20 protein-coding genes are annotated in these 25,687 nt (G+C 49.0%); 13 read left to right on the top strand and 7 right to left on the bottom strand.

Features of this window, described 5'->3' with window-relative positions:
• Positions 1-23 precede the first annotated feature (23 nt).
• Complete coding sequence (locus tag ACTHSA_RS01075) at positions 24-584, bottom strand: adenine phosphoribosyltransferase (protein WP_049335447.1); 561 nt, start codon at positions 582-584, stop codon at positions 24-26.
• 168 nt (positions 585-752) lie between these two features.
• On the opposite strand from ACTHSA_RS01075, the gene gmk reads away from it, so the two are divergent.
• From gmk to ACTHSA_RS01060, 3 genes are all read left to right on the top strand, one after another.
• A complete protein-coding gene (gmk, locus tag ACTHSA_RS01070) occupies positions 753-1,370 on the top strand; it encodes a guanylate kinase (RefSeq protein ID WP_049335449.1) in 618 nt (205 codons plus the stop codon).
• Positions 1,371-1,422: 52 nt separating this feature from the next.
• Positions 1,423-1,629, top strand: coding sequence for a DNA-directed RNA polymerase subunit omega (gene rpoZ, locus ACTHSA_RS01065; RefSeq protein WP_003682294.1), 207 nt, complete (start codon positions 1,423-1,425; stop codon positions 1,627-1,629).
• Positions 1,630-1,735: 106 nt separating this feature from the next.
• Complete coding sequence (locus tag ACTHSA_RS01060) at positions 1,736-3,892, top strand: RelA/SpoT family protein (protein ID WP_049335451.1); 2,157 nt, start codon at positions 1,736-1,738, stop codon at positions 3,890-3,892.
• Between the two features lie 117 nt (positions 3,893-4,009).
• Here ACTHSA_RS01060 and ACTHSA_RS01055 read toward each other — a convergent pair whose 3' ends face one another.
• From ACTHSA_RS01055 to ACTHSA_RS01045, 3 genes are all read right to left on the bottom strand, one after another.
• Positions 4,010-4,171 carry a hypothetical protein gene (locus ACTHSA_RS01055; RefSeq protein WP_039861975.1) on the bottom strand — a complete coding sequence of 54 codons (162 nt, stop codon included), beginning with the start codon at positions 4,169-4,171 and terminating at the stop codon, positions 4,010-4,012.
• 75 nt (positions 4,172-4,246) lie between these two features.
• Positions 4,247-4,708, bottom strand: a complete 462-nt coding sequence (gene recX, locus ACTHSA_RS01050) for a recombination regulator RecX (protein ID WP_049335453.1) — start codon at positions 4,706-4,708, stop codon at positions 4,247-4,249.
• A gap of 99 nt (positions 4,709-4,807) precedes the next feature.
• On the bottom strand, positions 4,808-5,521 hold the full coding sequence (locus ACTHSA_RS01045) for a phosphoglycolate phosphatase (protein WP_049335455.1): 714 nt from the start codon (positions 5,519-5,521) through the stop codon (positions 4,808-4,810).
• A gap of 421 nt (positions 5,522-5,942) precedes the next feature.
• On the opposite strand from ACTHSA_RS01045, the gene ACTHSA_RS01040 reads away from it, so the two are divergent.
• The 4 genes from ACTHSA_RS01040 (at position 5,943) to ACTHSA_RS01025 (ending at position 9,606) form a co-directional block, all read left to right on the top strand.
• The gene (locus ACTHSA_RS01040; RefSeq protein ID WP_070504425.1) at positions 5,943-7,208 is read left to right on the top strand and encodes a Glu/Leu/Phe/Val family dehydrogenase; all 1,266 of its coding nucleotides are present in this window, start codon (positions 5,943-5,945) and stop codon (positions 7,206-7,208) included.
• Between the two features lie 160 nt (positions 7,209-7,368).
• Positions 7,369-8,184 carry an FKBP-type peptidyl-prolyl cis-trans isomerase gene (locus ACTHSA_RS01035; protein WP_070607922.1) on the top strand — a complete coding sequence of 272 codons (816 nt, stop codon included), beginning with the start codon at positions 7,369-7,371 and terminating at the stop codon, positions 8,182-8,184.
• Positions 8,185-8,280: 96 nt separating this feature from the next.
• Positions 8,281-8,907 (top strand): phosphoribosylglycinamide formyltransferase, encoded by a 627-nt coding sequence (purN, locus tag ACTHSA_RS01030; RefSeq protein ID WP_049344053.1) that lies wholly within the window; start codon positions 8,281-8,283, stop codon positions 8,905-8,907.
• 30 nt (positions 8,908-8,937) lie between these two features.
• Complete coding sequence (locus ACTHSA_RS01025; protein WP_070625890.1) at positions 8,938-9,606, top strand: DUF3108 domain-containing protein; 669 nt, start codon at positions 8,938-8,940, stop codon at positions 9,604-9,606.
• Positions 9,607-9,661: 55 nt separating this feature from the next.
• Here the strand turns inward: ACTHSA_RS01025 and ACTHSA_RS01020 are convergent, their stop codons facing one another.
• Positions 9,662-11,155, bottom strand: coding sequence for an Rne/Rng family ribonuclease (locus ACTHSA_RS01020; RefSeq protein WP_070625888.1), 1,494 nt, complete (start codon positions 11,153-11,155; stop codon positions 9,662-9,664).
• 237 nt (positions 11,156-11,392) lie between these two features.
• On the opposite strand from ACTHSA_RS01020, the gene grxC reads away from it, so the two are divergent.
• The 4 genes from grxC (at position 11,393) to recG (ending at position 17,700) form a co-directional block, all read left to right on the top strand.
• Positions 11,393-11,650, top strand: a complete 258-nt coding sequence (gene grxC / locus ACTHSA_RS01015; RefSeq protein ID WP_003684090.1) for a glutaredoxin 3 — start codon at positions 11,393-11,395, stop codon at positions 11,648-11,650.
• A 21-nt stretch (positions 11,651-11,671) separates the two neighbouring features.
• Positions 11,672-12,106, top strand: coding sequence for a protein-export chaperone SecB (secB, locus tag ACTHSA_RS01010; RefSeq protein WP_003745844.1), 435 nt, complete (start codon positions 11,672-11,674; stop codon positions 12,104-12,106).
• 263 nt (positions 12,107-12,369) lie between these two features.
• Positions 12,370-15,414, top strand: a complete 3,045-nt coding sequence (locus tag ACTHSA_RS01005) for a TonB-dependent siderophore receptor (protein WP_004519409.1) — start codon at positions 12,370-12,372, stop codon at positions 15,412-15,414.
• A gap of 246 nt (positions 15,415-15,660) precedes the next feature.
• Positions 15,661-17,700, top strand: coding sequence for an ATP-dependent DNA helicase RecG (recG, locus tag ACTHSA_RS01000; protein ID WP_039862031.1), 2,040 nt, complete (start codon positions 15,661-15,663; stop codon positions 17,698-17,700).
• A gap of 64 nt (positions 17,701-17,764) precedes the next feature.
• On the opposite strand, the gene gdhA is transcribed toward recG, so the two are convergent.
• Positions 17,765-19,099 carry an NADP-specific glutamate dehydrogenase gene (gdhA, locus tag ACTHSA_RS00995; protein ID WP_003745850.1) on the bottom strand — a complete coding sequence of 445 codons (1,335 nt, stop codon included), beginning with the start codon at positions 19,097-19,099 and terminating at the stop codon, positions 17,765-17,767.
• 414 nt (positions 19,100-19,513) lie between these two features.
• Between gdhA and ACTHSA_RS00990 the strand changes: the two genes are divergently transcribed.
• Complete coding sequence (locus ACTHSA_RS00990; RefSeq protein ID WP_039861983.1) at positions 19,514-20,308, top strand: thymidylate synthase; 795 nt, start codon at positions 19,514-19,516, stop codon at positions 20,306-20,308.
• A gap of 60 nt (positions 20,309-20,368) precedes the next feature.
• Here ACTHSA_RS00990 and ACTHSA_RS00985 read toward each other — a convergent pair whose 3' ends face one another.
• Complete coding sequence (locus ACTHSA_RS00985; protein WP_004519414.1) at positions 20,369-21,805, bottom strand: transferrin-binding protein-like solute binding protein; 1,437 nt, start codon at positions 21,803-21,805, stop codon at positions 20,369-20,371.
• 362 nt (positions 21,806-22,167) lie between these two features.
• Here ACTHSA_RS00985 and smc point away from each other — a divergent pair, with 362 nt between their 5' ends.
• Positions 22,168-25,653 (top strand): chromosome segregation protein SMC, encoded by a 3,486-nt coding sequence (smc, locus tag ACTHSA_RS00980; protein ID WP_107848808.1) that lies wholly within the window; start codon positions 22,168-22,170, stop codon positions 25,651-25,653.
• Positions 25,654-25,687 lie beyond the last annotated feature (34 nt).

Raw genomic sequence — 25,687 nt, 5'->3', positions numbered from 1 at the left:
GCTGATTAGCTTGCGGTTTTTTATTACATACAGCCTTTGTTTTGGCACAGGGTAAATAACGGCACGCCGCTTTCACGGATTTTTTTGCCGCCGTCCAAGTCGGTAAATTCCAGAATGGCAGCCGTTTCGATTACTTCGCCACCTAATTTGCGGATCAGCTCGACACCTGCCAGCATTGTGCCGCCAGTTGCCACCAAATCATCTACCAACAAAACGCGTGCGCCCGGCTTGATGGCGTCGGTATGGATTTCTACCGTTGCTTCGCCATATTCCAAAGCGTAACTTTGAGAAACCGTATCAAACGGCAGTTTGCCTTTTTTGCGGATGGGGACAAAGCCGACGTTCAGCTGATAGGCCAAAGCTGCGCCAATGATGAAGCCGCGCGCATCCAAGCCCGCAACGACATCAACTTTTTGCCCCATATAGCGGTAAACCAGTAAATCGACCAGCAGGCGGAAATATTCTGCGCTTTGCAAAACGGGAGTAATGTCATGAAACAAAATCCCTTTTTGCGGCCAGTTTTCAATTTTACGGATTTTGTCCGCCAAAGCCTCTACGCCCATTACTTCAGGATGAATCAACATCTTGACATTCCGAAATCAAAAAGTTTTTAACACGATATTGTAGCGGTCATATGCGGACTTGCCAAATTAATCGATACAATAGCCAAATTTTGCAACATGCCGTCTGAAATTCCGAGAAACATTGTGTTGTGTTATAATTTACAGGTACATACCATCGGCTGAACCACCATGCAAAATCATAAAAAAGGCAATATTTACATCATTTCTGCCGCTTCCGGCACAGGTAAAACGACCTTGGTGTCGCGCCTGTTGAAAAATCATGACGACATCCGTGTTTCCATTTCTCATACCACGCGCCAGCCACGTGAGGGTGAGACACATGGCGTGCATTACCACTTTGTTCCCAAAGAAGAATTTGAATCACTGATTGATCAAAGAGCCTTTTTGGAACACGCCAATGTGTTCGGCAACTATTACGGCACCAGCATTGCCGGCGTGAATTCGTTGAGCGAAGAGGGCTATGATGTAATTTTGGAAATTGATGTGCAAGGTGCGGCGCAAGTGCGTAAATCATTGCCTGAAGCCAGCAGTATTTTTATCCTGCCGCCTTCCTTTGAAGTATTGGCACAACGTTTGATCGGCCGTGGTACAGACAGCGAAGAAGTTATTCAAACACGTCTTTCAAAAGCCCGACATGAGATTGAGCAATCCGTTTTGTTCGATTACGTCGTCGTGAATGACGATTTGGATCGTGCCGAAGCCGATTTGTTCCACATTATTAAAGCAGGCCGTCTGAAAAAATCCTCTCAACAGGGATTTATTTCAAACCTGTTGGAAAATTCGTAAAAAACAGCGAAAATAACCGTTTATTTGAAACATAGAAAGAAAGCAAGCAAACATGGCCCGTATTACTACTGAAGACTGCACAGGTAAAATCCCTAACCACTTCGACCTTACCCTCGTTGCCGCCCGTCGCGCACGCCAGCTCGAAAACGGCAATACGCCTTTGGTTGACGACATCCGCAACAACAAACCAACCGTAACCGCCCTGCGCGAAATCGCTGCTGGACAAATCGGAACCGAGCTGCTGACCCGCAATAAGTAAACCAACCGGCAAACCGATAAAACCGCCGCGCGGACTGTATCGGTGCGATATAACAACCGATACAGTCTGACGGCTTAAAAAAATAGCCATAAAAGGCCGTCTGAAAATGCCAGCCCCACTGCCTACCGCCCCCTATGACCCGCTGACAGCAGAAGCGCGCGAGCTTCTGTTTCGCACCGCATCCTATCTCAATACCAATGAGCAGGCCGAGCTTGAAAGAGCCGTTGCCTACGCTTTCCACGCCCATGACGGACAAACCCGTAAAAGCGGCGAACCCTACATCACCCATCCTCTCGCCGTTGCCACGCAGCTTGCGATTTGGCATATGGATGTTCAAGGTCTTTGCGCGGGCGTTATGCACGATGTATTGGAAGATACGGGTGTAACCAAAGTCGAAATGGCGGCAGAATTCGGCGATACCATTGCCGAAATGGTAGACGGCCTCTCCAAACTGGAAAAACTCAAATTTGAAGATCATGCCGAGCATCAGGCGGAAAGTTTCCGTAAGCTTATCCTCGCCATGACTAAAGACGTGCGTGTTATCGTCGTCAAACTGGCCGACCGATTGCATAATATGCGCACCCTTGGCTCTATGCGTCCGGAAAAACGCCGCCGCATCGCCAAAGAAACCCTCGAAATCTATGCTCAAATCGCCAATCGCATTGGCCTGAACAATGCGTATCAAGAGCTTCAAGACTTATCGTTCCAAAACCTCCACCCAAGACGCTACGAAACCCTGAAAAAAGCCATGGACAACAGCCGCAAAAATCGCCGCGATGTTGTCGGCAAAGTGTTGCGTGCATTCGGTCAGCGTTTGGTCGGTGTCAATATTGAAGCCAAAATCAAAGGCCGCGAGAAAAACTTATACAGCATTCATCAAAAAATGCTGGCTAAAAAACTGCGTTTTGCCGAAGTAATGGATATCTACGGCTTTCGGGTCATTGTAAACAATATTCCTGCCTGTTATGCCGCGTTGGGTGCATTGCATAATTTATACCACCCCAAGCCCGGCCGTTTTAAAGACTATATCGCTATTCCGAAAAGCAACGGCTACCAAAGCCTGCACACGACTTTGGTCGGTCCTTACGGTTTACCGATCGAAGTGCAAATCCGTACGCGTGAAATGGACGCTGTGGCTGAGGGCGGTATTGCCGGCCATTGGATTTACAAATCCGGTGAAAATACTCCGGACCAAGCCGTCCTCCATATGAACCGATGGATGAAAAATATTCTTGACCTGCAGGCCAGCAGCTCAAATGCCATCGAGTTTCTGGAGCATGTCAAAGTCGATTTGTTCCCCAACGAAGTCTATATCGTTACCCCGAAAGGCGATATCCTTACCTTGCCTAAAGGTGCGACGCCGATTGACTTTGCCTATGCCGTTCACACCAATATCGGTCATAAAACCGTTGCCGCGCGTATCAATAACGTCATGATGCCGTTGCGCACCAAGCTGAAAACCGGTGATACGGTAGAAATCATTACTTCCGAACACGCCAAGCCTAATGTGGCATGGCTGAATTTTACCGTTTCCAGCCGTGCGCGCAGTGCCATCCGCCAATACATTAAAAATCTGAATCGTCACGATGCCGTTGTTTTGGGTGAGAACCTGCTGCAAAAAGCTTTATCCAGCCTGTTGCCTAAAGACATCCTGCTTTCAGACGACCTCAAAGAAAAATACCTTGCCGATTTGAACACCAAACAAACCTCGTTTGAAGAGGTTCTTTACAATGTCGGTATGGGGCATACTTTGCCGGTACACGTTGCCATGCACATTGCTGAGTTGGCGGGCCAACATTTTGGCAGCGCGGTCAAACTCAGCCCGATCAAAGTCAACGATCAGGAAACCGGCCGGATTCATTTTGCCGAATGTTGCCATCCGATTCCCGGCGATGCGATCCGCGCCCTATTGGTCAAAGACAAGGGTATGATTATCCACCGTGATACCTGTCAAACTTTGGTCAAAGCCGATCCGGAAGAGCAACTCGATGCGGGCTGGGACAGTTTGCGCAATCAAACGTACCGCACCATCCTCAACGTTAAATCCGAAGATGCTCATGGTTTGTTGGCCTCAATGGCGCAAGCGATTTCCAATTCCGGTGCGGATATCGAATCTGTCGATACGCCGACCAAAGCGCAAGCAGGAACGGAAGGTTTTGTAGAATTTAAATTCACAATTAAAGTCAAAGACTTGGATCAGGTTAATCAGATTATTCATGCAATGCATGCCAATCCGAATATCCGCAAAGTGATTCGAGGATAATCTGTGATCAGCATGATAAGAAAAGGCCGTCTGAAAGTGTGTTCAGACGACCTTTTGAGTATGTACAAACAAACTTTGTCAGTTTGTTTTGAAGAAAAATAATGCTTCAGGCTGGATTTAACTCAACCAAAAACGGAAAACCAAGAAGAAAACTAAGGCCAAAACGCCGGCCCAAACCAGCAACATGAATCCGGCTACTGCCTGACCCAAGCGGTAAACAGGGTTTTTGCGTTCATCTTCGAGTAGGGGATTAGGTGTATCGTGCGGTTTGTCGGACATGATGAAGCTCTGATTGAATTATTGAATAAAAGCGTAAGGGTACGCCGATAGAAGCAAAGTTTCAAGTGGGAATGATTATTGATAGAAGTCTTCGTCTTTATTCCACGCGGTTTTTAAGGCCGTCTGAATGGTGTCAGCACCAAAGCCGCGATAGGCAAGGAAACGCGCCTGTTTTTGTTTTTCTTTCAAATCTTGAGCTTCTTGCTTGAATTTTTTACGCAAGACGGAAATGGCGGTTTGCAGCTCGTCCTCCCTATCGGGTAGGAACTCCCGACAGTCATCTGCATCGATACCTTGTTGCGCCAAAGCTTGCTTGAGGCGGAGTGTGCCGTAACGGTTGCTTTTGCTGTGAATATAGGCTTCTGCGTAACGTTGGTCGGATTGCCAATTCCGTTCGGCAAATTCGTCCAAAACCTTTTCCAATTCTTCTTCGCTTTCTGAGTGAGGAGCCAGTTTGCGTTTCAAGCCAACACGGCTGACTTCCTGACGGGAAAGAATATCCAAGGCGCGGGAACGTAAGGTTTTGGGAGGTTTCATGGGATATGGAAGGGGAGGGATTTTAACTACATTGAATTACATTTCAGACGGCCTGATTAGGTGAAAGCACCGAAAAGGCCGTCTGAAAATAAAGCCGAATTATTCTTTGTCTTTGTTTTTTTGCGGTTGCAGATTTTCGTAGATTTCAGGCAGGGCGCGAATCAACAAATCAGGTTTGGTCGCTTTGTCTTGAGAGAGCAAGGTCATGTCGCCGTAGCCGAATGTTATGCCGACGCTGAAGCAACCGGCCGCTTTGGCGGCAATAATGTCATTTTTGGAGTCGCCCACCATCAGCATATTCGCAACATCGATGCCCAAAACTTCAGCCGCATGTTGAAGCGGCAATGGGCTGGGTTTTTTCTCAGTCAGGCTGTCTCCGCCAAGAACCAAGCTGAAATAGCCGTCGAGATTGAGCTGTTTCAGCAGCTCGGCTGCCAGCACTTCGTTTTTGTTGGTAATGACAACCAATGGAATACCCAAGGACTTGAGCAGGCCGAGACCGGCTTCGGTTTCAGGGTAGGGGCGGGTAAAGTCGCTCAAGTGCTCGCGATAATATTTCATAAAGAACACAAAACCTTTTTCCCAGATTTCAGGATCGGCTTCTTTTTCACGATCATTGCTAATGACGCGATGAACCAACTTGCTGATGCCGTCGCCGACATAACTTTCAACCGTTTGGGTAGGCAAAACAGGTAAACCCAAGTGCGCACACATGGCTTGGGCTGCTGCGGCTAAATCGGGAACGGAATCACATAAGGTACCGTCCAAATCAAAGGCAACGGCTTGAACGTGTTCTAAGGCAGCAGTGGTCATTGAGTAGCTTTCTGTCATATTATTTAAGCGCTTATTTTAACATTGTTTGCCTGATTTGCCGATGTTTTGCTGATTCTTTAATGGGATATTTGTTTAAATTGTTAACAATTTTTGCTGGTGTAAGTCTGTCCGTCTGTTGGTAATGTGGAAGGGATTTTGTCAACAAAAAGGGCGGTTTGGTAGGCATTAAAAAACAAAGGGTTTGAGTGTTTTTTTGAATGGTTTGATGAGCATTTATACTAGGCCGTCTGAAAATTTTTTGGTCGGCGTACCGATATTTTCAGACGGCCTCAAACTAAATTTATATATAAATGAATGGATTTGCTTTTTATCGACTACATGCTATTACATTTTTTCCTGTTTTTGTATATAGTAACAAGTATGGCTCTCGTCTAATCATGTGTATGAAAAGGAAAAATACATGTCCGCATCTGCTGTTAAAGAAACACTGAATCCGTTTGAAATTGCACAAAAACAAGTAAAAATTGCCTGCGATCGCCTGAATGCCGACCCGGCAGTATTTGAAATCTTGAAAAAGCCGCAACGTGTTTTGGAAGTGAACTTCCCTGTCAAACTCGACAACGGTACAGTAGAAAATTTCACCGGTTACCGTTCCCAACACAATAACGCCGTCGGCCCTTACAAAGGCGGCGTGCGTTTCCATCCCAATGTAAATCTGGACGAAGTCAAAGCACTGTCTATTTGGATGACCATCAAATGCTGTGTAGCCGGTATTCCTTACGGCGGCGGTAAAGGCGGTATTACTTTGGATCCGCGTAACTATTCCGAAGCAGAATTGGAACGCATCGCCCGCGCTTATTCCGAAGCCATTTCTCCGCTGATCGGCGAGAAAATCGACATTCCCGCCCCTGATGTGAACACCAACGGCAAAATCATGTCTTGGATGGTTGATGCCTATGAAAACGTCGTGAAACATTCTGCACCGGGCGTGTTTACCGGCAAACCGGTTGAGTTTGGCGGTTCCTTGGCGCGCACCGAAGCCACCGGTTACGGCGTAAACTTCGCCGCCGTCCAAGCTTTGGAAAAACTGGGCAAAGACGTGAAAGGTGCCACTTACGCCATTCAAGGTTTCGGTAATGTGGGCTACCACACCGGTTACTATGCACACAAAGCCGGTGCGAAAATCGTTGCCGTATCTACTGTTGACGTTGCCATCTACAACGAAAACGGCTTGGATATGGAAGCAATCATTAAAGAATTCCAAACCAAAGGTTTCATCACCAATGAAGCCGGCTACGGTAAAGAAATCAGCAATGCCGAACTTTTGGCTTTGGATGTGGACGTACTCGCCCCTTGTGCATTGGAAAATCAATTGACTTCCGAAAATGCAGGCAAAGTCCGCGCGAAAATCGTGGTTGAAGGCGCAAACGGCCCGACTACTCCTGAAGCCGACGTTATTCTGCGTCAAAACGGCGTATTGGTTGTTCCTGACATTTTGGCAAACTGCGGCGGCGTGGTTGTGTCCTATTTTGAATGGGTACAAAACCTGCAAGGCTACTACTGGGAGTTTGACGAAGTTCAAGAGAAAGAAACCGTGGTTCTGCGCCGTGCGTTCCGCGATATTTGGAACTTGGCTCAAGAATACGATGTCGACCTGCGTACCGCTTCTTACATGATGAGTATCCGTCGTGTTGAAAAGGCAATGAAACTGCGCGGCTGGTATTAATCGTTTGACCAATAGCTAAGAGTAGGCCGTCTGAAACCTGTTTTCAGACGGCCTTAATGTTTTTGATAAGAGCCTTTACAAATTTTAATCCACCTTGATTCCATTTCAATCAAACTCAGCTATAATCCCCTTTTTTGACCTTTCCGGAAAAGACATAATCATGAACAAAACTTTCAAATTCAGCGCATTGGCTTTGTCTGCTTTGTTGGCACTGACTGCTTGCAACCAAAAAGACACTGCCGCTAAAGATGCCCCTGCTGCTTCCGCAGCTTCAAATGCGACTGCAGATGCTTCTGCCATCGGTTCTACTGCCCAACAAGCCAGCTACGCAATGGGTGTGGACATCGGCCGTTCATTGAAACAAATGAAAGACCAAGGCACAGAAATCGATTTGAAAGTCTTCACCGAAGCCATGGAAGCCATGTTTGAAGGTAAAGAAGTCAAAATGACTGAAGCCCAAGCTCAGGAAGTGATGATGAAATTCCTGCAAGAGCAACAAGAAAAAGCTACTGCCAAACGTGCTGAAGATGCCAAAGTGAACTTGGAAAAAGGCGAAGCGTTCTTGAAAGAAAACGCGACTAAAGAAGGCGTGAAAACCAGCGCTTCCGGTCTGCAATACAAAATCACCAAAGAAGGCGAAGGTAAAAAACCAACTAAAGACGATATGGTTACCGTTGAATACGAAGGCCGTCTGATTGATGGTACCGTATTTGACAGCAGCAAAGCTAACGGCGGCCCAGTAAGCTTCCCTGTAAGCCAAGTAATCCCAGGTTGGACTGAAGGTATCCAGCTCTTGAAAGAAGGCGGCGAAGCAACATTCTATATCCCTGCCAAATTGGCTTACCGCGAAGTGGGTGCCGGCGATAAAATCGGCCCGAACGCTACTTTGGTATTTGACGTGAAACTGGTTAAAGTCGGCGCGCCTGATGCTGCTGCGCAACAACCTGTACAAGTTGACGTACAAAAAGTTCAATAATCCGAATCAAGGCTTACGCCCTTAAACAACGGATAAAAGGCCGTCTGAAAAATTCCGTTTCAGACGGCCTTTGTTCCAAACCAACAAGGAATTATGATGAAAAATATCGTCATCCTTATTTCCGGACGCGGCAGCAATATGCAGGCGATTGTGAATGCCGATATTCCCGATGCCAACATTGCAGCCGTATTGAGCAACAGCGAGACCGCAGCCGGATTGGCATGGGCGGCAGAACGCGGTATAGCCACTGACAGTTTGAACCATAAAAATTTCGACTCGCGTCTGGCATTTGATCAGGCAATGATGGAGAAAATCGATGCCTATCAGCCGGATTTGGTTGTATTGGCGGGCTTTATGCGCATTTTGACTCCGGAGTTCTGCGCACATTATGAAAACCGCCTGATCAACATCCATCCGTCCATCCTGCCTTCTTTCACCGGTCTGCACACCCACGAACGCGCATTGGAAGCAGGTTGCCGAGTGGCAGGCTGCACCATCCATTTCGTGACGCCCGAGCTGGATTGCGGCCCGATTATTTCACAAGGCATTGTTCCTATTTTGGACGGCGATACTGCCGACGACGTTGCCGCACGCGTGCTGACGGTTGAACACCAGCTGTTTCCGCAAGCCGTTGCCGATTTTGTTGCAGGCCGTCTGAAAATCGAAGGCAACCGCGTTTTGAATGCACAACGCAATGCCGCCGGTCAAAGCCTGCTGGCTTGATTGAAACACCATACACACAAGGAAAACATCATGAATCCGATTAAAACAACCCTGCTGACACTTTCCCTATTTACAGCCTCCATCGGCGCGCAAGCCGCTGAATTGCCGCAATCTGCCGTTTTGCAATACTCAGGCAGCTACGGTATTCCTGCGACCATGACCTTCACACGCAGCGGCAACCAATACAAAATCGTCTCTACCATCAAAGTACCGCTTTACAATATCCGCTTTGAATCCGGCGGCAGCATCAACGGCACGACCTTGAATCCGTCTTACTACAAAGATGTGCGCGGCGGCAAAGTGTATGCCGAGGCCAAATTCTCCGGCGGCAACATCACTTACGGCAAAGCAGGTGATTTGAAAACCGAAAAATCCGGCCCGGCCATGGACTTGTTCACTTTGGCATGGCAACTGGCCGCCAATGACGTGCGCCTGCCGTCAGGTTTGAAAATTACCAACGGTAAAAAACTGTACACCGTCGGCAGCATGAACAAAATCGGCAGCGAAAGCTATAAGCTGAACGGCGGTACAACGCCTGTGAGCAAATATCGCGTCCGTCGCGGCGACGATACCGTGACTTACTCTTTTGCTTCCGATATCGACAATATCCCTGCGCAAATCAGCTATACCGATGACGGTAAAACCTACAACCTGAAACTGACTTCCGTCAAAATCAACGGTAAAGTAGTGAAACCGTAATCTTTATTTGCTCAAACAAGAAGGCCGTCTGAAAAGTTTTCAGACGGCCTTATCTTTACAGCAACACAATATCGTATTGTTCCTGCGTGTAGGCGGTTTCGACAGCCAGCGAAATCGGTTTGCCGATAAAGTCTATCAACATGGCCAGCGATTGCGATTCCTCATCTAGGAACAAGTCGATGACATTTGGAGCGGCCAAGATGCGGAAGGCTTGGACATCGTAGCGGCGCGCTTCGCGGACGATTTCGCGTTGGATTTCGTAGCACACGGTTTGCGGCGTTTTCAGACGGCCCCGGCCTTGGCAGGAAGGGCAGGGTTCGCAGAGGATTTGGCTTAAGTTTTCACGTGAACGTTTGCGCGTCAGCTCGACCAAACCCAAACTGGTGAAACCGTTGAGTGTAACGCGGGTACGGTCGAAGGCGAGGGCTTTGGCAAGCTCTTGCAGGACGGCTTCGCGGTGGACTTCCTGCGCCATATCGATGAAGTCGATGATGATGATGCCGCCGAGATTGCGCAGGCGAAGTTCGCGGGCGATGGTGTGGCAGGCTTCGAGGTTGGTGCGGAAGATGGTTTCATCAAAATTGCGCGCGCCGACAAAGCCGCCGGTGTTGACATCGATGGTGGTCATGGCTTCGGTGGACTCGATGATGAGGTAGCTGCCGAAGTTGAGGTTGACGCGCGGTTGTAGGGCGCGGGCGATTTCCTGCTCGATGTTGTGGGTTTCAAATAGGGGGCGTTCGCCTTTGAACAGTTCGATTCTGCCCAATGCACCTTGAACGTATTGTTCGGCAAACTGGGTCATGCGGCGGTGGTTTTCAGTGGAGTCGACCAGGATTTTGTGCGTATCGAGGCTGAACATATCGCGCAAAACGCGCAGGCTCAAAGGCAAATCTTGATAGAGCAGGGTTTCGGGCGGCTGGATTTTTGCTTGTTTTTGAATGTGTTCCCACACTTTGGTCAGATAGTTGATGTCTGATTGCAGTTGCTCATCGGAGGCGTTTTCAGCGTTGGTGCGGATGATGTAGCCGTGGCAGGCGTTTTCGGGCAGCAGATTGTTGAGGCGCTCCCTCAAACTGCTGCGTTCGGCATCGTCTTCAATGCGTTGGGAAATGCCGATGTGGTCTTCTTGCGGAAGATGGACGAGGAAACGGCCGGCCAGTGAGATTTGGGTGGATAGGCGCGCGCCTTTGGTATTGATGGGGTCTTTGATGACCTGAACCAAGACAGACTGGCCTTCAAAGAGCATGTGTTCGATGCGTTGGGTTTCGTCCGGATTGCGGCGTTGTTCGAGGACGTCGACGATATGCAGAAATGCGGCGCGTTCCAATCCGATATCGATGAACGCGCTTTGCATGCCGGGGAGGACACGTTTGACGACGCCCAAATAAATATTGCCGACCAAGCTGTGGCCGCTGTTGCGCTCGATGTGCAGCTCGCAGATATTGTTCTCTTCCAAAACGGCCACACGCGTTTCTTGCGGCGTGATGTTGACGAGGACGGTTTCGGACGGACGCACGGCGTCCTTGGGGATGGGAATTCCTGAAAGCATGGGGATACCTGATTTTGAATAGAAAAACTTTTGCGATGTGTCCTTCTCCAAAAAACAAATGGCAAAAGTCATTCTGCGAAAGCGCTTATCATACTTTAATTATGGTTTTTCCGCATCTGCACAAATGTTTATGGCCAAGAGGCCGTCTGAATGTTTTTTACAACCGTACGGCGGGAACACTTGTAAAATAACGCTTATGCCCATATAGTCATGAACATTGGTATTTTGGAAGAAATCATGCAAACCGTTACTGTTTATACCGGTCCATATTGCCCGTACTGCACCATGGCGAAAAGGCTGTTGCAGGCGGTGGGTGTGAAAGAAATCAACGAAATCCGCATCGACGGCAATCCGGAAGTTTTTGCCGAAATGCAGCAGCTTTCCGGCCAGCGCAGCGTGCCGCAGATTTTTATCGGCGATACCCATGTCGGTGGCTTTACCGATTTGTACCGCTTGCAGCAGGAAGGCAAGTTGGACGAATTACTGAATCCTTAACCCTTAACTTAGGAAAATAAAATGAGCGAAGAATTGCAACCCGTATTCAGCGTTGAGCGTCTGTATGTAAAAGACTTGTCTTTGGAAGTGCCTCATGCACCACAAATCTTCTTGGAACAAGGCGAGCCTGAAGTCGATATGCGCGTTTCTACCGGCAACACCAAACTGGAAGACGGCTTCTACAGCGTTGACGTTACCGTTACCGTGACTGCCAAACTGAACGAAGAGCGCACCATGTTCTTGAACGAAGTTACCCAAAGCGGCATCTTCCGTCTGGAAAACATTCCTGAAGAAGACGTACAACTGCTGCTGGGCGTTGCTTGTCCAAACATCCTGTTCCCTTACGCACGCGAAGCCATTTCCAACAGCGTAACCCGCGCCGGCTTCCCACCTGTATTACTCGCTCCGATCAACTTCGAAGCAATCTACCAACAACAACAGGAAGCTAACGCTTAATCGCGTTATACCTAAATTGAGGCCGTCTGAAACATTGCGTTCAGACGGCCTTTTTTTATCTAAAAATCAGGACATAAGAAAAAATCTATAACAAAAAGTTCATATATTAATGCAATAAGTATATAATGATATCGTTTATCATTACGATCTAATTTTAAATTTTATAGGTTATATACCATTTAAAATCAATAAATTGTAATTTTTATCTAGCAGATAAATAGATTCTATTAATTAAGGAAATAGTTGTGAAACCTGATTTTCAAATGAAAACAATTTGTTTGTTATTAGTGCTGCCTTGCCAAACTGTTTTTGCAGATACGGGACATCAAGAAGTGGAACATGTAGACATGGATACGGTCAAGGTCAGTGGCAAACGGCAGGCACAAAGGAATACCGAGCGCAGTCAGTCTTATACAATCGGAACGATGGCAACGGCGACTGGCTTGCGTATTTCAGGTAAGGATACGCCGCAGTCGGTGAGCGTAATGACGCGTCGGCAGCTAGATGATAAAGCAATATATTCTTTAGAAGAGGCAATGAAAAACACTACGGGAATCAACGTGGTTCGGGATTCGGGTCTACAAACTCGTTTTTTGTCTCGTGGTTTCTATGTTGATCAGATTGGTGAAGACGGTATTACCACGAATGTGTCTGGACGTTCGGGCTATACGGCAAAAATCGATGTCTCACCGAGCACAGACCTTGCTGTTTATGATCACATTGAGGTTGTTAGAGGTGCAACCGGTCTTACTCAATCCAATTCCGAACCGGGTGGAACCATTAATTTAATCCGTAAGCGGCCAACAGCTCTGTTTAAGCATACAGGTGAAATCAGCACTGACCATAGGGGCAGCAAGCGTTTGGCTTTGGATGTATCTGGAAGCTTGAATAATGAACATACGGTACGCGGTAGGCTGGTTGGTGTTCATGAGGACCACCGTTCTTTTAAAGAGGGTGTATGGAACAAGAAAGACATGGTTTATGGCGTGATCGATACGGATTTGAGTGATAACAGTATGCTGACATTGGGCGGCACTTATCAGAAAAATAAAGACATTCCCGATTTTGCCGGCGTGATTTTACCTTGTGAGGATCAAAAAACTGCGGCCTTCAGCTCCAGTCCTGCCTGTAACAATCCTTTGAAATTGCCACGTAAAACTTATTTGGGTGAAACCTCATGGTCACGCCTGAATGCTGATAAATACAATATTTTTTCCGGTTTCAAACATGTCTTTGACAATGGATGGCAACTCAATGCAGAAATTTCTTATACGCATAATGATTCAGATGCCAAAGTCGGACAATTTTTTCTGAAAAACGAACACGCGGCAGGTATTTCAGCATCTGAGGCAACGGGTTTCTTAACCGAGAAGGGGGAGGTTATTCCTTTTGAGCCTAAAGACAAGGCGTTGGCAAAATTAAAAGAATATCGTGATGGTGTCACTAAAACATATGAAGAGAAAAAAGCAGATTATGTTGCCCATCGTTTCGATGCATCTGCTTTTGAACAATATCGCTCCCAAAGAGCGGCAGCACGTCGGGCAGGTTTTGATCAATGTATGCAGGACATTGGTTTGGATTTCCTGTGCAACGACTGGCAGGATCCGGGTGTAGAAGTAGATAAAAAAGAGTTTGTTGATAAGGAGCTTGCAAAGCAAGGCATTATTAACAATGCAGAAGGCCTGTTTCCCAACCGTCTATACGACTCAGCATACAATCTTCGCCACACATACAACCGCCGTTACAACTTCATGCCGTTGCACTATACCAAACATGATGTGCAATGGGGCTTTAAGCTGGATCTGACAGGTAACTACCGCCTGCTTGGGCGAGAACATGATTTCTTTGTCGGCTATGCGTATAACAATGAAAAAATCCGTTCTGCCTATACGGAAATATATCAAAACCGTTATTTTGTCCGTCCTCAAGGTTATGCAGGTGCAGGCAGTTGCGGCATTCATCCCGATGGTCCGGAGCGTAATCCTTTAGAAAAAGGCATTGTCGAACCAGATTGGCATATTTATAACGAAAAAGGTAATAACAAAATCTATGTGCCGGAATGCAGTGGCGCGCATGTTACCAAATATACTCCCCGTTTGGATGCGGAGGGCAAGCCTGTCTGGACAGTCAACGACAATGGTGAGCGCGTAATGGTGCAAGATCCTGTTTATGAATTGGATGCAAATGGAAACAAAATACAGGAGCGGGATGAAGAGGGAAATTTGAAATGGGCAAACCAATATCTGAAAATACCGCTGTGGAAAACTGTTCAGGTTGCAGATGATCATGTTCCGGCGTTATACAATTATTCGAAATACCTTAACACGAATAAAACACATTCTTTGACTGTCAGCACGCGCTTTAATGCGACCAACCGTCTGCATCTCTTGGGTGGTATGCACTATACGCGCTATGAAACCACACAAGCCAAAGAAATGCCTGTACGCTACGGCCAGCCTGCTACGGCATTCCAAACTGAGAGCAGTAACAAAATCGACAAAGAGCATTACACCTCAAAAATGCAAAGCCATAGGTTTACGCCATATGCTGGCATTACCTACGACCTGACACCGCAACAAAGCTTGTATGCCAGCTATACTAAGATTTTTAAACAACAGGATAACGTTGATGTAACCAGCAAATCCGTTCTTCCACCACTCATCGGGACTAACTATGAAATAGGTTGGAAAGGGTCGTTCTTGCAAGGCCGTCTGAATGCTTCGCTTGCCTTGTTTGTTTTACAGCAGAAAAACCGTACCGTTGTCGATTTCGGATTTGTTCCTGATACTAGTAGTAACGGAGGCTCATTCCAAACCATCGCTAAACCTGTGGGTAAGGTTAAGAGCAGCGGTGCAGAACTTGAATTGGCTGGCGAATTGTCGGAAAACTGGCGTATTTTTGTTGGCTACACATATAACAAAAGTAAGTATAAAAATGCGGCAGAAGTCAATGCGGAGCGGTTGGAGAAAAATACGACTGCCGACCCGTATAACTTCAGTAACTTCACGCCGGTACATATGTTCCGCCTCGGTACAAGCTACCGCTTGCCTCAAACTAAGTTAACCTTGGGTGGCGGAATATCTGCACAAAGTCGTACAAGTAGCCTTTACAATATTCGCCAAGGAGGCTACGGACTTATAGATGGCTTTGTTCAATATGACTTTCACAAACACGGCAGAATCAGCCTGATAGGAACTAACCTGGCTGACAGGACGTATTTTGAAAATAACTACAACCGTACGCGAGGTCAAAACAATTTCTATGGCGAACCGCGGACAGTTAAACTGAAATTGGATTGGCATTTCTAGAGAGAATGGATAATGATTGGGTATGTAAACATTATTGGCTAAATTCATAAAAGTATGGGTTGAATATCCTTCTTTTTTGAAAGCTGTTTCCTAACAATGGCTGAAGTTGATTCGATAGCCGGCGTATTTTCAAATATTAATTCGTTTCAAGTATTCAGCTTTGAAGGCCGTCTGAAACATTGCGTTCAGACGGCCTTTTTGTTTTCGGATAAAATACAGCAAACTTTCAATCAGCTGCCTTTTAAGATGACGCCCGAAACCCAAAAACAGCTCAAAATTACCGATGTCTCTGCTAAGAAGCTCGAAAAACTCAACCTCCATACCGCATGGGATTTGGTGTTGCACCTGCCGCTGCGTTACGAGGACGAGACGCACATCATGCCGATTAAGGATGCGCCGATCGGCGTGCCGTGTCAGGTTGAGGGCGAGGTCATCCATCAGGAAGTCACGTTCAAACCGCGCAAGCAGCTGATTGTCCAAATCGCCGACGGTTCCGGCAGCGTCCTTTTTTTGCGTTTCATCCACTTTTACGCCAGCAACCAGAAACAGATGGCGGTCGGCAAACGCATCCGAGCCGTGGGCGAAATCAAACACGGGTTTCACGGCGACGAGATGATTCATCCCAAAATCCGCGATGCCGAGAGCAGCGGTTTGGCGGAAAGCCTCACGCCGATTTATCCGACCGTAAATGGTTTGAACCAGCCCACTTTGCGTCGCATCATTCAGACGGCGTTGGACGTTACGCCGCTACACGACACGCTGCCCGATGCCTTATTGAGTCGTCTGAAACTACCGCACCTTGCCGAAAGCCTGCGCCTTTTGCATTCGCCGCCGCCGAGTTTCACCATCCACCAGCTTTCCGACGGCGCGCTACCCGCATGGCAGCGGCTTAAATTCGACGAACTTTTGGCGCAACAGCTTTCCATGCGCTTGGCGCGGCAGAAGCGTGTCAGCGGCTCAGCCACGGCATTGGGCGGCGACGGCATATTGACTCAAGCCTTGCGCCACGCCTTACCGTTTGCCCTGACCGATGCCCAAGAAAGAGTCGTGTCCGAAATCTGCCGCGATATGGCGCAAACCCACCCCATGCACCGCCTGCTGCAAGGCGATGTCGGCAGTGGCAAAACCATCGTTGCCGCCTTGTCTGCTTTGACCGCCATTGAATCTGGCGCGCAGGTGGCTGTAATGGCACCAACTGAAATCCTTGCAGAACAGCATTTTATCAAGTTCAAACAATGGCTTGAGCCGTTAGGCCTTGAAGTCGTTTGGCTTTCCGGCAGCCAGCGCAAAAAAGCCAAAGATGAAGCCAAAGCCAAACTCGCCGATGGCACCGTCAAAATCGCCGTCGGCACGCACGCCCTGTTTTCAGACGACGTCGAGTTCCAAAATCTGGGCTTGGTGATTGTGGACGAACAACACCGGTTCGGCGTTGCCCAACGTCTCGCCCTCAAAAGCAAAGGGCGCGACGTCCACCAGCTGATGATGTCCGCCACGCCCATCCCGCGCACGCTCGCCATGAGTTTCTTCGCCGACTTGGACGTGTCCGTCATCGACGAATTGCCGCCCGGGCGCACCCCGATTAAAACCCGCCTAGTCAACAACATCCGCCGCGCCGAAGTCGAAGGCTTCGTCCTCAACATCTGCCGCAAAGGACAGCAGGCATACTGGGTCTGCCCGCTGATTGAAGAAAGCGAAACCCTGCAACTGCAAACCGCCACCGAAACCCTAGCCCAGCTTCAGGCAGCCTTGCCCGAACTCAACATCGGCTTGGTACACGGGCGCATGAAGGCCGCCGAAAAAGCCGAAGTCATGGCTCAGTTTGCCGCAGGCCATCTGAACGTCTTGGTCGCCACCACCGTCATCGAAGTCGGCGTAGATGTACCCAACGCCGCCCTGATGGTGATCGAACACGCCGAACGCATGGGCTTGGCGCAGCTGCACCAATTACGCGGGCGGGTAGGGCGCGGCGCGGCAGAAAGCGTGTGCGTCCTCCTGTTTGCCGAACCCTTGAGCGAACTCGCTAAAGCGCGGCTGAAAGTCATCTACGAACACACCGACGGCTTCGAAATCGCCCACCAAGACCTCAACATTCGCGGCCCCGGCGAATTTCTCGGCGCGCGCCAAAGTGGCGTCCCCATGCTGCGTTTTGCCAATCTTGAAGAAGACCTGCACCTCTTGGAACAAGCGCGCGAAATCGCGCCCATGTTAATCGAACAAAACCCTGAAATCGTCGAAGCGCATTTGGCAAGATGGCTTTCCAGCAGGGAAGGTTATTTGGGCGTATAAAATTTGCATGAAAAGAAAAAGGCCGTCTGAAAACAGACGGCCTTTGGTTTGGCTGGATAGAGGTTTAGAAACCTTGTGCCAACATAGCATCGGCTACTTTGACAAAACCGGCAATGTTCGCACCGTTGACATAGTTTACTTTATCGCCGACTTTGCCGTATTTCAGGCAGGATTCGTGGATGTTGTGCATGATGTCGAACAGGCGTTGGTCGACTTCTTCACGGGTCCAAGACAGGCGGATGGCGTTTTGGCTCATTTCCAAACCTGAAGTTGCTACGCCGCCGGCGTTGGAGGCTTTGCCCGGAGCGTAGAGGATGCCGGCTTTGATAAATTGTTCGACTGCGCCTAAAGTTGACGGCATGTTCGCACCTTCGGCAACCACATAGCAACCGTTTGCCAGCAGGATTTTGGCAGCGTCTGCGTCCAATTCGTTTTGGGTGGCGCAAGGCAGGGCAACTTCGGCCGCAATGTTCCACGGTTTTTGGTTTTCAAAGTATTGCAGGCCTTGTTCTTTGGCGTAAGTGGCCACGCGTTCGCGGCGTACTTCTTTCAGCTCGATCAAAGCGGCCAGTTGCGCTTCGGTCATACCGCTATCAGGGAAGAGGACAAAGCCGTTGGAGTCGGAAACGGTCAATACTTTTGCACCCAGTTGGATGGCTTTTTCGGCAGCGTATTGCGCCACGTTACCGGAGCCGGAAATCAACACGCGTTTGCCTTCAATGCTGTCGTTGCGGGTTTCCAACATGGCTTGGGCAAAATACACGCAGCCGTAGCCGGTGGCTTCAGGGCGAATCAGGCTGCCGCCCCATTCGAGGCCTTTGCCGGTCAGGACGGAAGCAAATTCGTTGCGGATTTTTTTGTATTGGCCGAACAGATAGCCGATTTCGCGGCCGCCTACGCCGATGTCGCCGGCAGGAACGTCGGTATCGGCGCCGATGTGGCGGTAGAGTTCGGTCATAAAGGCTTGGCAGAAGCGCATTACTTCGGCATCGGATTTGCCTTTAGGATCAAAGTCGGAACCGCCTTTGCCGCCGCCCATAGGCAGGGTGGTCAGCGCGTTTTTGAAGACTTGTTCAAAAGCGAGGAATTTCAACACGCCCAAATCGACGGTCGGGTGGAAGCGTAAGCCGCCTTTGTAAGGGCCGATGGCGGAGCTCATTTGAATGCGGTAGCCGCGGTTGACTTGGACTTGGCCTTTGTCGTCCATCCAAGTGACGCGGAACATAATCACGCGCTCCGGTTCAACAATACGCTCAAGTAGGCTTTGTTGGGTGTATTTCGGGTTTTTCGCCAAAAACGGATCCAAACTCATGAACACTTCTTCAACAGCTTGGTGGAAGGGTTCTTGGTTGGGGTTGCGTTGTTTAAGATTGGTAAACAGGGTGTTCAGGTCAGTCATTTTTCTACTCCTATTGAGTGAGATATTTCAATATTTATGTTTTGAAATATAGCTGTAAAAATTTTACTTGCCAAGAAAAATTTTACCTAGATTGTTGACATTATTTTTTTACCAATTTGTAAAAATGGAATTATATTTTAAATTCAATTAAAAATATATAAAAATATTTTATTAAATAGATTTAAATAAAAATAAAATACCGAGTAATTAAACTAGAAAATGTTGAAAATTTTTTTGTAAAAATTTAATTCAGCTCATAAATTTGTGTAAATTAGCGCTGAATTGTCAACATTGTTAATGAGTGTACTACGCGAATATGGGGAAGGTTGCCCCATTGAAGACAGAGAGGCAGGCCGTCTGAAAATTCGGTACAATACACAAGAAATTCCCACAACACATACATTAAGGAAACACATGAAAGCCTATCACGACCTTATGCGCCATGTTCTCGACAATGGTATCGACAAATCCGACCGTACCGGCACCGGCACGCGTTCCGTGTTCGGTTACCAAATGCGTTTTGATTTGAGTGAAGGCTTTCCGCTATTGACCACCAAAAAACTGCATCTGCGCTCGATTATTCATGAGCTGCTTTGGTTTCTTAAAGGCGATACCAACATCAAATACCTGAAAGACAACAATGTGTCTATTTGGGACGAATGGGCGGATGAAAACGGCGATTTAGGCCCGGTTTACGGCTACCAATGGCGCAGTTGGCCTGCACCCGACGGCCGCCATATCGACCAAATTGCCAACGTGGTGGAACAAATCAAGAAAAATCCCGACTCGCGCCGTCTGATTGTATCGGCATGGAATCCGGCTTTGGTCGACGAAATGGCCTTACCACCTTGCCACGCGCTGTTTCAGTTTTACGTTGCCAACGGCAAACTGTCCTGCCAACTTTACCAACGCAGCGCCGATATTTTCCTTGGTGTACCGTTCAACATCGCCAGCTACGCATTGTTGACCATGATGATGGCGCAAGTGTGCGGCCTGGAAGCCGGTGAGTTTATCCATACGTTTGGCGATGCGCATTTGTACAGCAACCATATCGAGCAGGCCCAGCTGCAATTAAGCCGTGATTTCCGAAAACTGCCGACCATGAAAATCAACCCTGAAGTCAAAGACTTGTTTGCCTTCAAATTTGAAGACTTCGAATTGGAAGGCTACGATCCGCATCCGCACATCAAAGCAGCCGTATCGGTGTAATCCAAGTTAAAAAACAAAAGACCGTCTGAAACTTCAGACGGCCTTTTTATTTAGGTAGATTTATTGACGTTTCGCGCCATAGCCACCGATTAAGTGTTCGGTTGCATCTTTGTTTTTCAAGCCGTAAGTGCCGCCAATTTCTGCAGCATTGGGGCCGTAAAATTTGCCGTTCAGGTTGCCACTTAACTTGTCATCGGCCGTGCTGACTTTGCCGGAGAAGAGGTTGCCGTCTTTCCAGCTTGCCGTACCTTTGAAATCGTAGTTTTTATCTGCTTTGGATACGCGCTTACCATTTTCCAAAGTATGGAAGTGTGAGTTTGATGTTTCAAAACGGATACCTTTGAGGCCGAAATCAACGATAGCCATGACATTGGAAGTCAACTGACGATTGTTATTATCGGTAACCACATAGGCAGTAGAAATACCTTTGTAGGTGGCTGTACCTTTAGCAGGCAGGGTCGTGAAGACAGTTTCATCGCCCAGGCTTTGGTAGCCTTGGTATACATGTCCTTTAGGGTCGGTGTAATGCGCGAAGGTTTGATATGTCCAGCCGGCCGCAGAAGGATCATGCAACACAATTTCTGTGCCATCGCCAAAATTGATGACATAGACACCGTCGAATTGTTTGTCGAATACCAAGCCATCTTGGTCTGGACGGAAATAGGCTAGATTATTGCTAACATTCTCATTAATTTCTGCTAGTTTAGTTCGATTTTCAAGATTTTTAGCGTGTGAAGTCTTTAATTCTTCAATCTTTGCTTTGATCTCCGTTACTTTTTTATTGTTAACTGGACCTGCTTCTGGATTTTCTTCTTTTTCAAGCTTTTCTTCTTCAGCCTTTAATTTTTTATAATCTTCAGCAATTTTGTCATCCAAAGTTGATTTGCCGTATGCGAATTCGGTATTTTTCTCCTTGCCCGTTTGTTCGCTGACATCAGTTTGAGTATTGCCTTTTGAATATACTTTGGCAATAACAGAAGCGTAACTTGTCCATGTAGGTTGGGTTGCGTTGCCATTAGAGGTCTTATTAAATAATACAACGCCGTCCATTTTGACTTCATCATTGCTGTTAAAGTCAATAGAACTGATCAGACCATTTTGGTTGCGGTCTTGATTGTCCGTTTGGAACATTTTGCCTGCGGCATCTTTGCGGATTTGTACGTTAGGGTTGGATTGCTGTGCACCTTTGGAAGAGATGAAATGTGTGTGCAAAGGCTGGGTAACGTTGGCCGGATCGATTGGAGCTTCATCGGTCAGTTCGGCAAGGTTGTCGGCACTGTTAGTAAGCGTAGTAGACGGAGCTTTCGGAGTGTTGGCATTGCTGTTGTTGGCAGGATTGCCATTGTTGCCAGCAGAGTTGCCGGTATTATTGGTAGGAGTTGCGCCGGTGCTTAAAGCAGATGAACCGCCGCCTCCGCCACCACCGCATGCGGACAAGATGGCTGCGCTGATGGCTGTAAAAACGATGGTTTTAAGTTTGGTTTGGATGTTTGACATGAGATTCCCTGTATGGTTATTCGCTTGATTAAAAGGTCGGAGAGATCGTTTATCTGATTTTTAAACCTTTAATATCTGATAATAACCATAAATCATAAAAAAATAAACAGTTTGTTTGCATTTCTGTACAAAAATTAATCAAAGGGAAGATGGTTGGGTGGATATTTTCTTAGTTAATTGTTTTATATGAATTTATTTTGAATATTTTAGTGAGTTCTATAGCTAGTCTGTTTCTTTTTAACAAACTTTTCAGACGGCCTTTTGAAGATAAAAAAGCAGTCGGACTTTATGGATGCTTTTCTCTCAACGGATAAGCGTATTTCCGTTAAAATACGCCTTCTTTTCCGATTCGAAACATTGCCATGCGCCTTACCCACATCAAACTCTCCGGCTTCAAATCTTTTACCGACCCGACTACGATTCATGTGCCGGGGCAGCTTGTTGCGGTCATCGGGCCGAACGGCTGCGGCAAGTCGAATGTGATTGACGCGGTGCGCTGGGTGTTGGGCGAGGCTTCGGCGAAGCAGCTTCGCGGCGAGAGTATGCAGGACGTGATTTTTAACGGTGCGGCGACGCGCCGTCCTGCGCCGAGGGCTTCGGTGGAGCTGGTGTTTGACAACAGCGACCACAGTTTGCAGGGGGCGTGGGGGCAGTATGCCGAGGTGAGCATCAAGCGACAGCTAACGCGTCAGGGAGAATCGACTTATTTCATCAACAATCAGACCGTGCGCCGCCGCGACATTACTGATTTGTTTCTGGGTACGGGCGTGGGCGCGCGCGGTTATGCCGTCATCGAGCAGGGGATGATTTCACGCATCATCGAAGCGCGGCCGGAGGAGTTGCGCGCCTATATCGAGGAGGCGGCGGGCGTGTCCAAATATAAGGAACGCCGTAAGGAGACGGAAGGCCGTCTGAAAGGCACACGCGAGCATTTACAGCGTTTGGGCGATTTGCAGAACGAGTTGGCGCGTCAGGTGGAAAAGCTCGAGAAACAGGCGGAAACCGCCGAACGCTACAAATCCCTGACCGCGCAGTTGAACCAGCAACAGGATTTGCTCGATTACGCCCAATGGCAGCAATCGCTTGCCGCTGCCGACAAAGCGACCGCGCAGCATCAGTCTTTGCAGGCGCAGCAGGACGAAACCGCCGCGCAGGTTCAGGCATTAAACGACGAAGTACACACCTTGCAGACCGCCGAACAGTCGCAACAGCAGGCGGTACATGAATTGAGCAACAAACGCGGTGTGTTGCGCGAGCAGATTGCCCGTTTGGAAGAACAAATCCGCCATCAGCAAAACCTGCACCAACGCATCGAACGCGACAAGCAGGCAGCGCAGGCGCAGTTGCAGCGCATCCATCAAGAACAGCAGCAAATCCGCGTCAAGCTGGAAGAAAACGAGTTGCAGGTCGAAGAAAAGCAAACCGAGTTGGCGGAATGGGCGATGCAGGTTGCCGAACACGAAGAGCGTCTGCCCGAATTGGAAGAAGCACAAGCCACGCTCAACGCCGCCTTCCAAACCCAGCAGGACGAGGCAAACCGCATCCGCCGCGAACTGGCGTTGAAACAGCAGCAGCTTACCCATGCCGAACAAACCGTTGCCAAACACGAAGAGCGCAAAGGTCGTCTGAAACAGGAAAACCAAGCCCTGAACCTGCCCGACGAAGCCGAGACCGCCGCCGCGCAGGAAGCCTCCGCCTTGTTGCAAAGCCAGCAAGAGCATTACGAAGAACAAATCATTGCCGCCGAAGAAGCCCTACACGCCGCCCGCGAAGCGTTTCAGACGGCCTCAAACCGCTTCCAAAGCCTGAAGCAGCAACACATCACCTTGCAGGCGCAGCAGCAGGCGTTGTCGCAAATCCTGTCGCAACAGCAGGAAGCCGCCGACTTCTGGCAGGCAACCGACCACGCCACCGCGCCGCAACTGTGGCAACACATCATCGCACCCGCCGAGTGGCAGCACGCCTTGTCCGTCATCCTTGCCGAACGCCTGCACGCCCGCTCCGTACCGCACAGCTTCGTTCCCCCCACGCCTTTGCCGCAGGGGCAGGCTGCATGGCTTTCAGACGACCTCTCCGGCGGTATCAAGAAATCCCTGCCCGTACAGGCATTGCTGAACCAAATCCAAGCGCAGCCGCCGTTTCAGACGGCATTGCACCACTGGCTTGACGGCATATTGTGCGCGCCCGATTTGAGCTACGCCCTCGCGCATCAAAGCGATTTGAGCGCACATCAAATCTGGCTTACGCCCGAAGGCCATCAGGTCGATAAAGTCAGCGTCCTGCTTTATGCCAAACCTGCGCAGGAAAGCCTGATTACCCAAAAAGCGCGTCTCGACGGCATCGCGTCCGAACTGGAAAGCCTCGCCCCCGAACTTTCTGCCGCCGAAGCCGCGTTCAAACAGGCGGAGGTTGCCGTGCGCTCGTCCGAAACGCAGCACAAAAACCTGATGCAGCAGCAACAGCAGCACACGCGCCAATACAGTCAAGCGCAGCAACGCGCCGCCGAACTCTTGGCGCGCACCAACCAAGGGCAAATCCGCCGCGAACACATCGAGCGCGAACTGGCGCAGTTGGCGAAAGAACAGACCGTATTGCAACACACGTCCGACGGGCTTTCAGACGACATCGTTACTTTGCAGGAAGCCGCCGCCGAACTCGAACACCAACAGCAAACCACCGCACATAGCCGCCAAGAGCAGCAAGGCCGTCTGAAACAGGCGCAGCTTGCCCTGTTGGAAGCCAACCGCCAATACGGGCTTGCCGAAGTCGCCGTCCACAAGCTCAACCAGCAAAAACAAAACTACCAGCAGCAAATCGCCCAGCTTGAACAGCAAACCTTCGACTGGCAGGAACGCCAACAAGAACTTGCCCTCGCCTATGAAACCGAGTTCCAAAACGACGAGCAGCACATCAAGCTTGAAGAATTGAGCGAAGCCGTACAGACCTTGGATGAAGAATATATTGTCGTACAAGAAAAACTTGCGCAGATTCAGGAGCAAGGCAGGGAGCAATACGCTAAAGTGCAAACCCTGCAAACCCAGTTGCCACAGCTTCAGGCCGCGACCCAAACCGCTCTGTTGCAACAGCAGGAAGCCCTGATTAATGCCAAACGCTACCATCAAAACTTGACCGAACGCGCCGCCGATTTGGACGCGCTTGAAGCGTTGGCGAAAGAATCGCCGAAAGTATTGAACAGCAGCATCGGCAGCCTCACCCAGCAAATCGAAGCCCTCGGTGCCGTCAACCTTGCCGCCCTGCAAGAACTTGAAGAAGCGCGCGAACGCGACGGCTACTACCGCAGCCAGAGCGAAGACGTACAGGCCGCCATCTCCCTTTTGGAAGAAGCCATCGCCCAAATCGACGACAAAACCAAAGAGCGTTTCAAAGAAACCTTCGATGCCGTCAACGGCAAAGTCCAAACCTTCTTCCCGACCCTGTTTGGCGGCGGCGAAGCTACCCTCAAAATGATAGGCGACGACCTCCTGACCGCCGGCGTGTCCATCATGGCGCGCCCGCCCGGCAAGAAAAACAGCACTATCCACCTCCTCTCCGGCGGCGAAAAAGCCCTCACCGCCATGAGCCTCGTGTTCGCCCTGTTCAGCCTCAACCCCGCCCCCTTCTGCCTTCTGGACGAAGTCGACGCCCCGCTGGACGACGCCAACACCTCGCGTTTCTGCAACCTGGTCAAAGAAATGTCGGCGCAAACCCAGTTCCTCTACATCTCCCACAACCGCCTGACCATGGAAATGGCAGAACAACTCGTCGGCGTAACCATGCAGGAAAAAGGCGTATCGCGTGTTGTGGCTGTGGACATCAAACAAGCGTTGGAAATGGCTGAGCCGAATTGAGGTAGGAACAAAGGCCGTCTGAAAGAATGAGGAA

The sequence above is a fragment of the Neisseria sp. P0008.S002 genome (assembly GCF_051962805.1).
GTDB lineage: Bacteria > Pseudomonadota > Gammaproteobacteria > Burkholderiales > Neisseriaceae > Neisseria > Neisseria perflava.
This window is presented reverse-complemented; position numbering and strand designations above follow the sequence as displayed.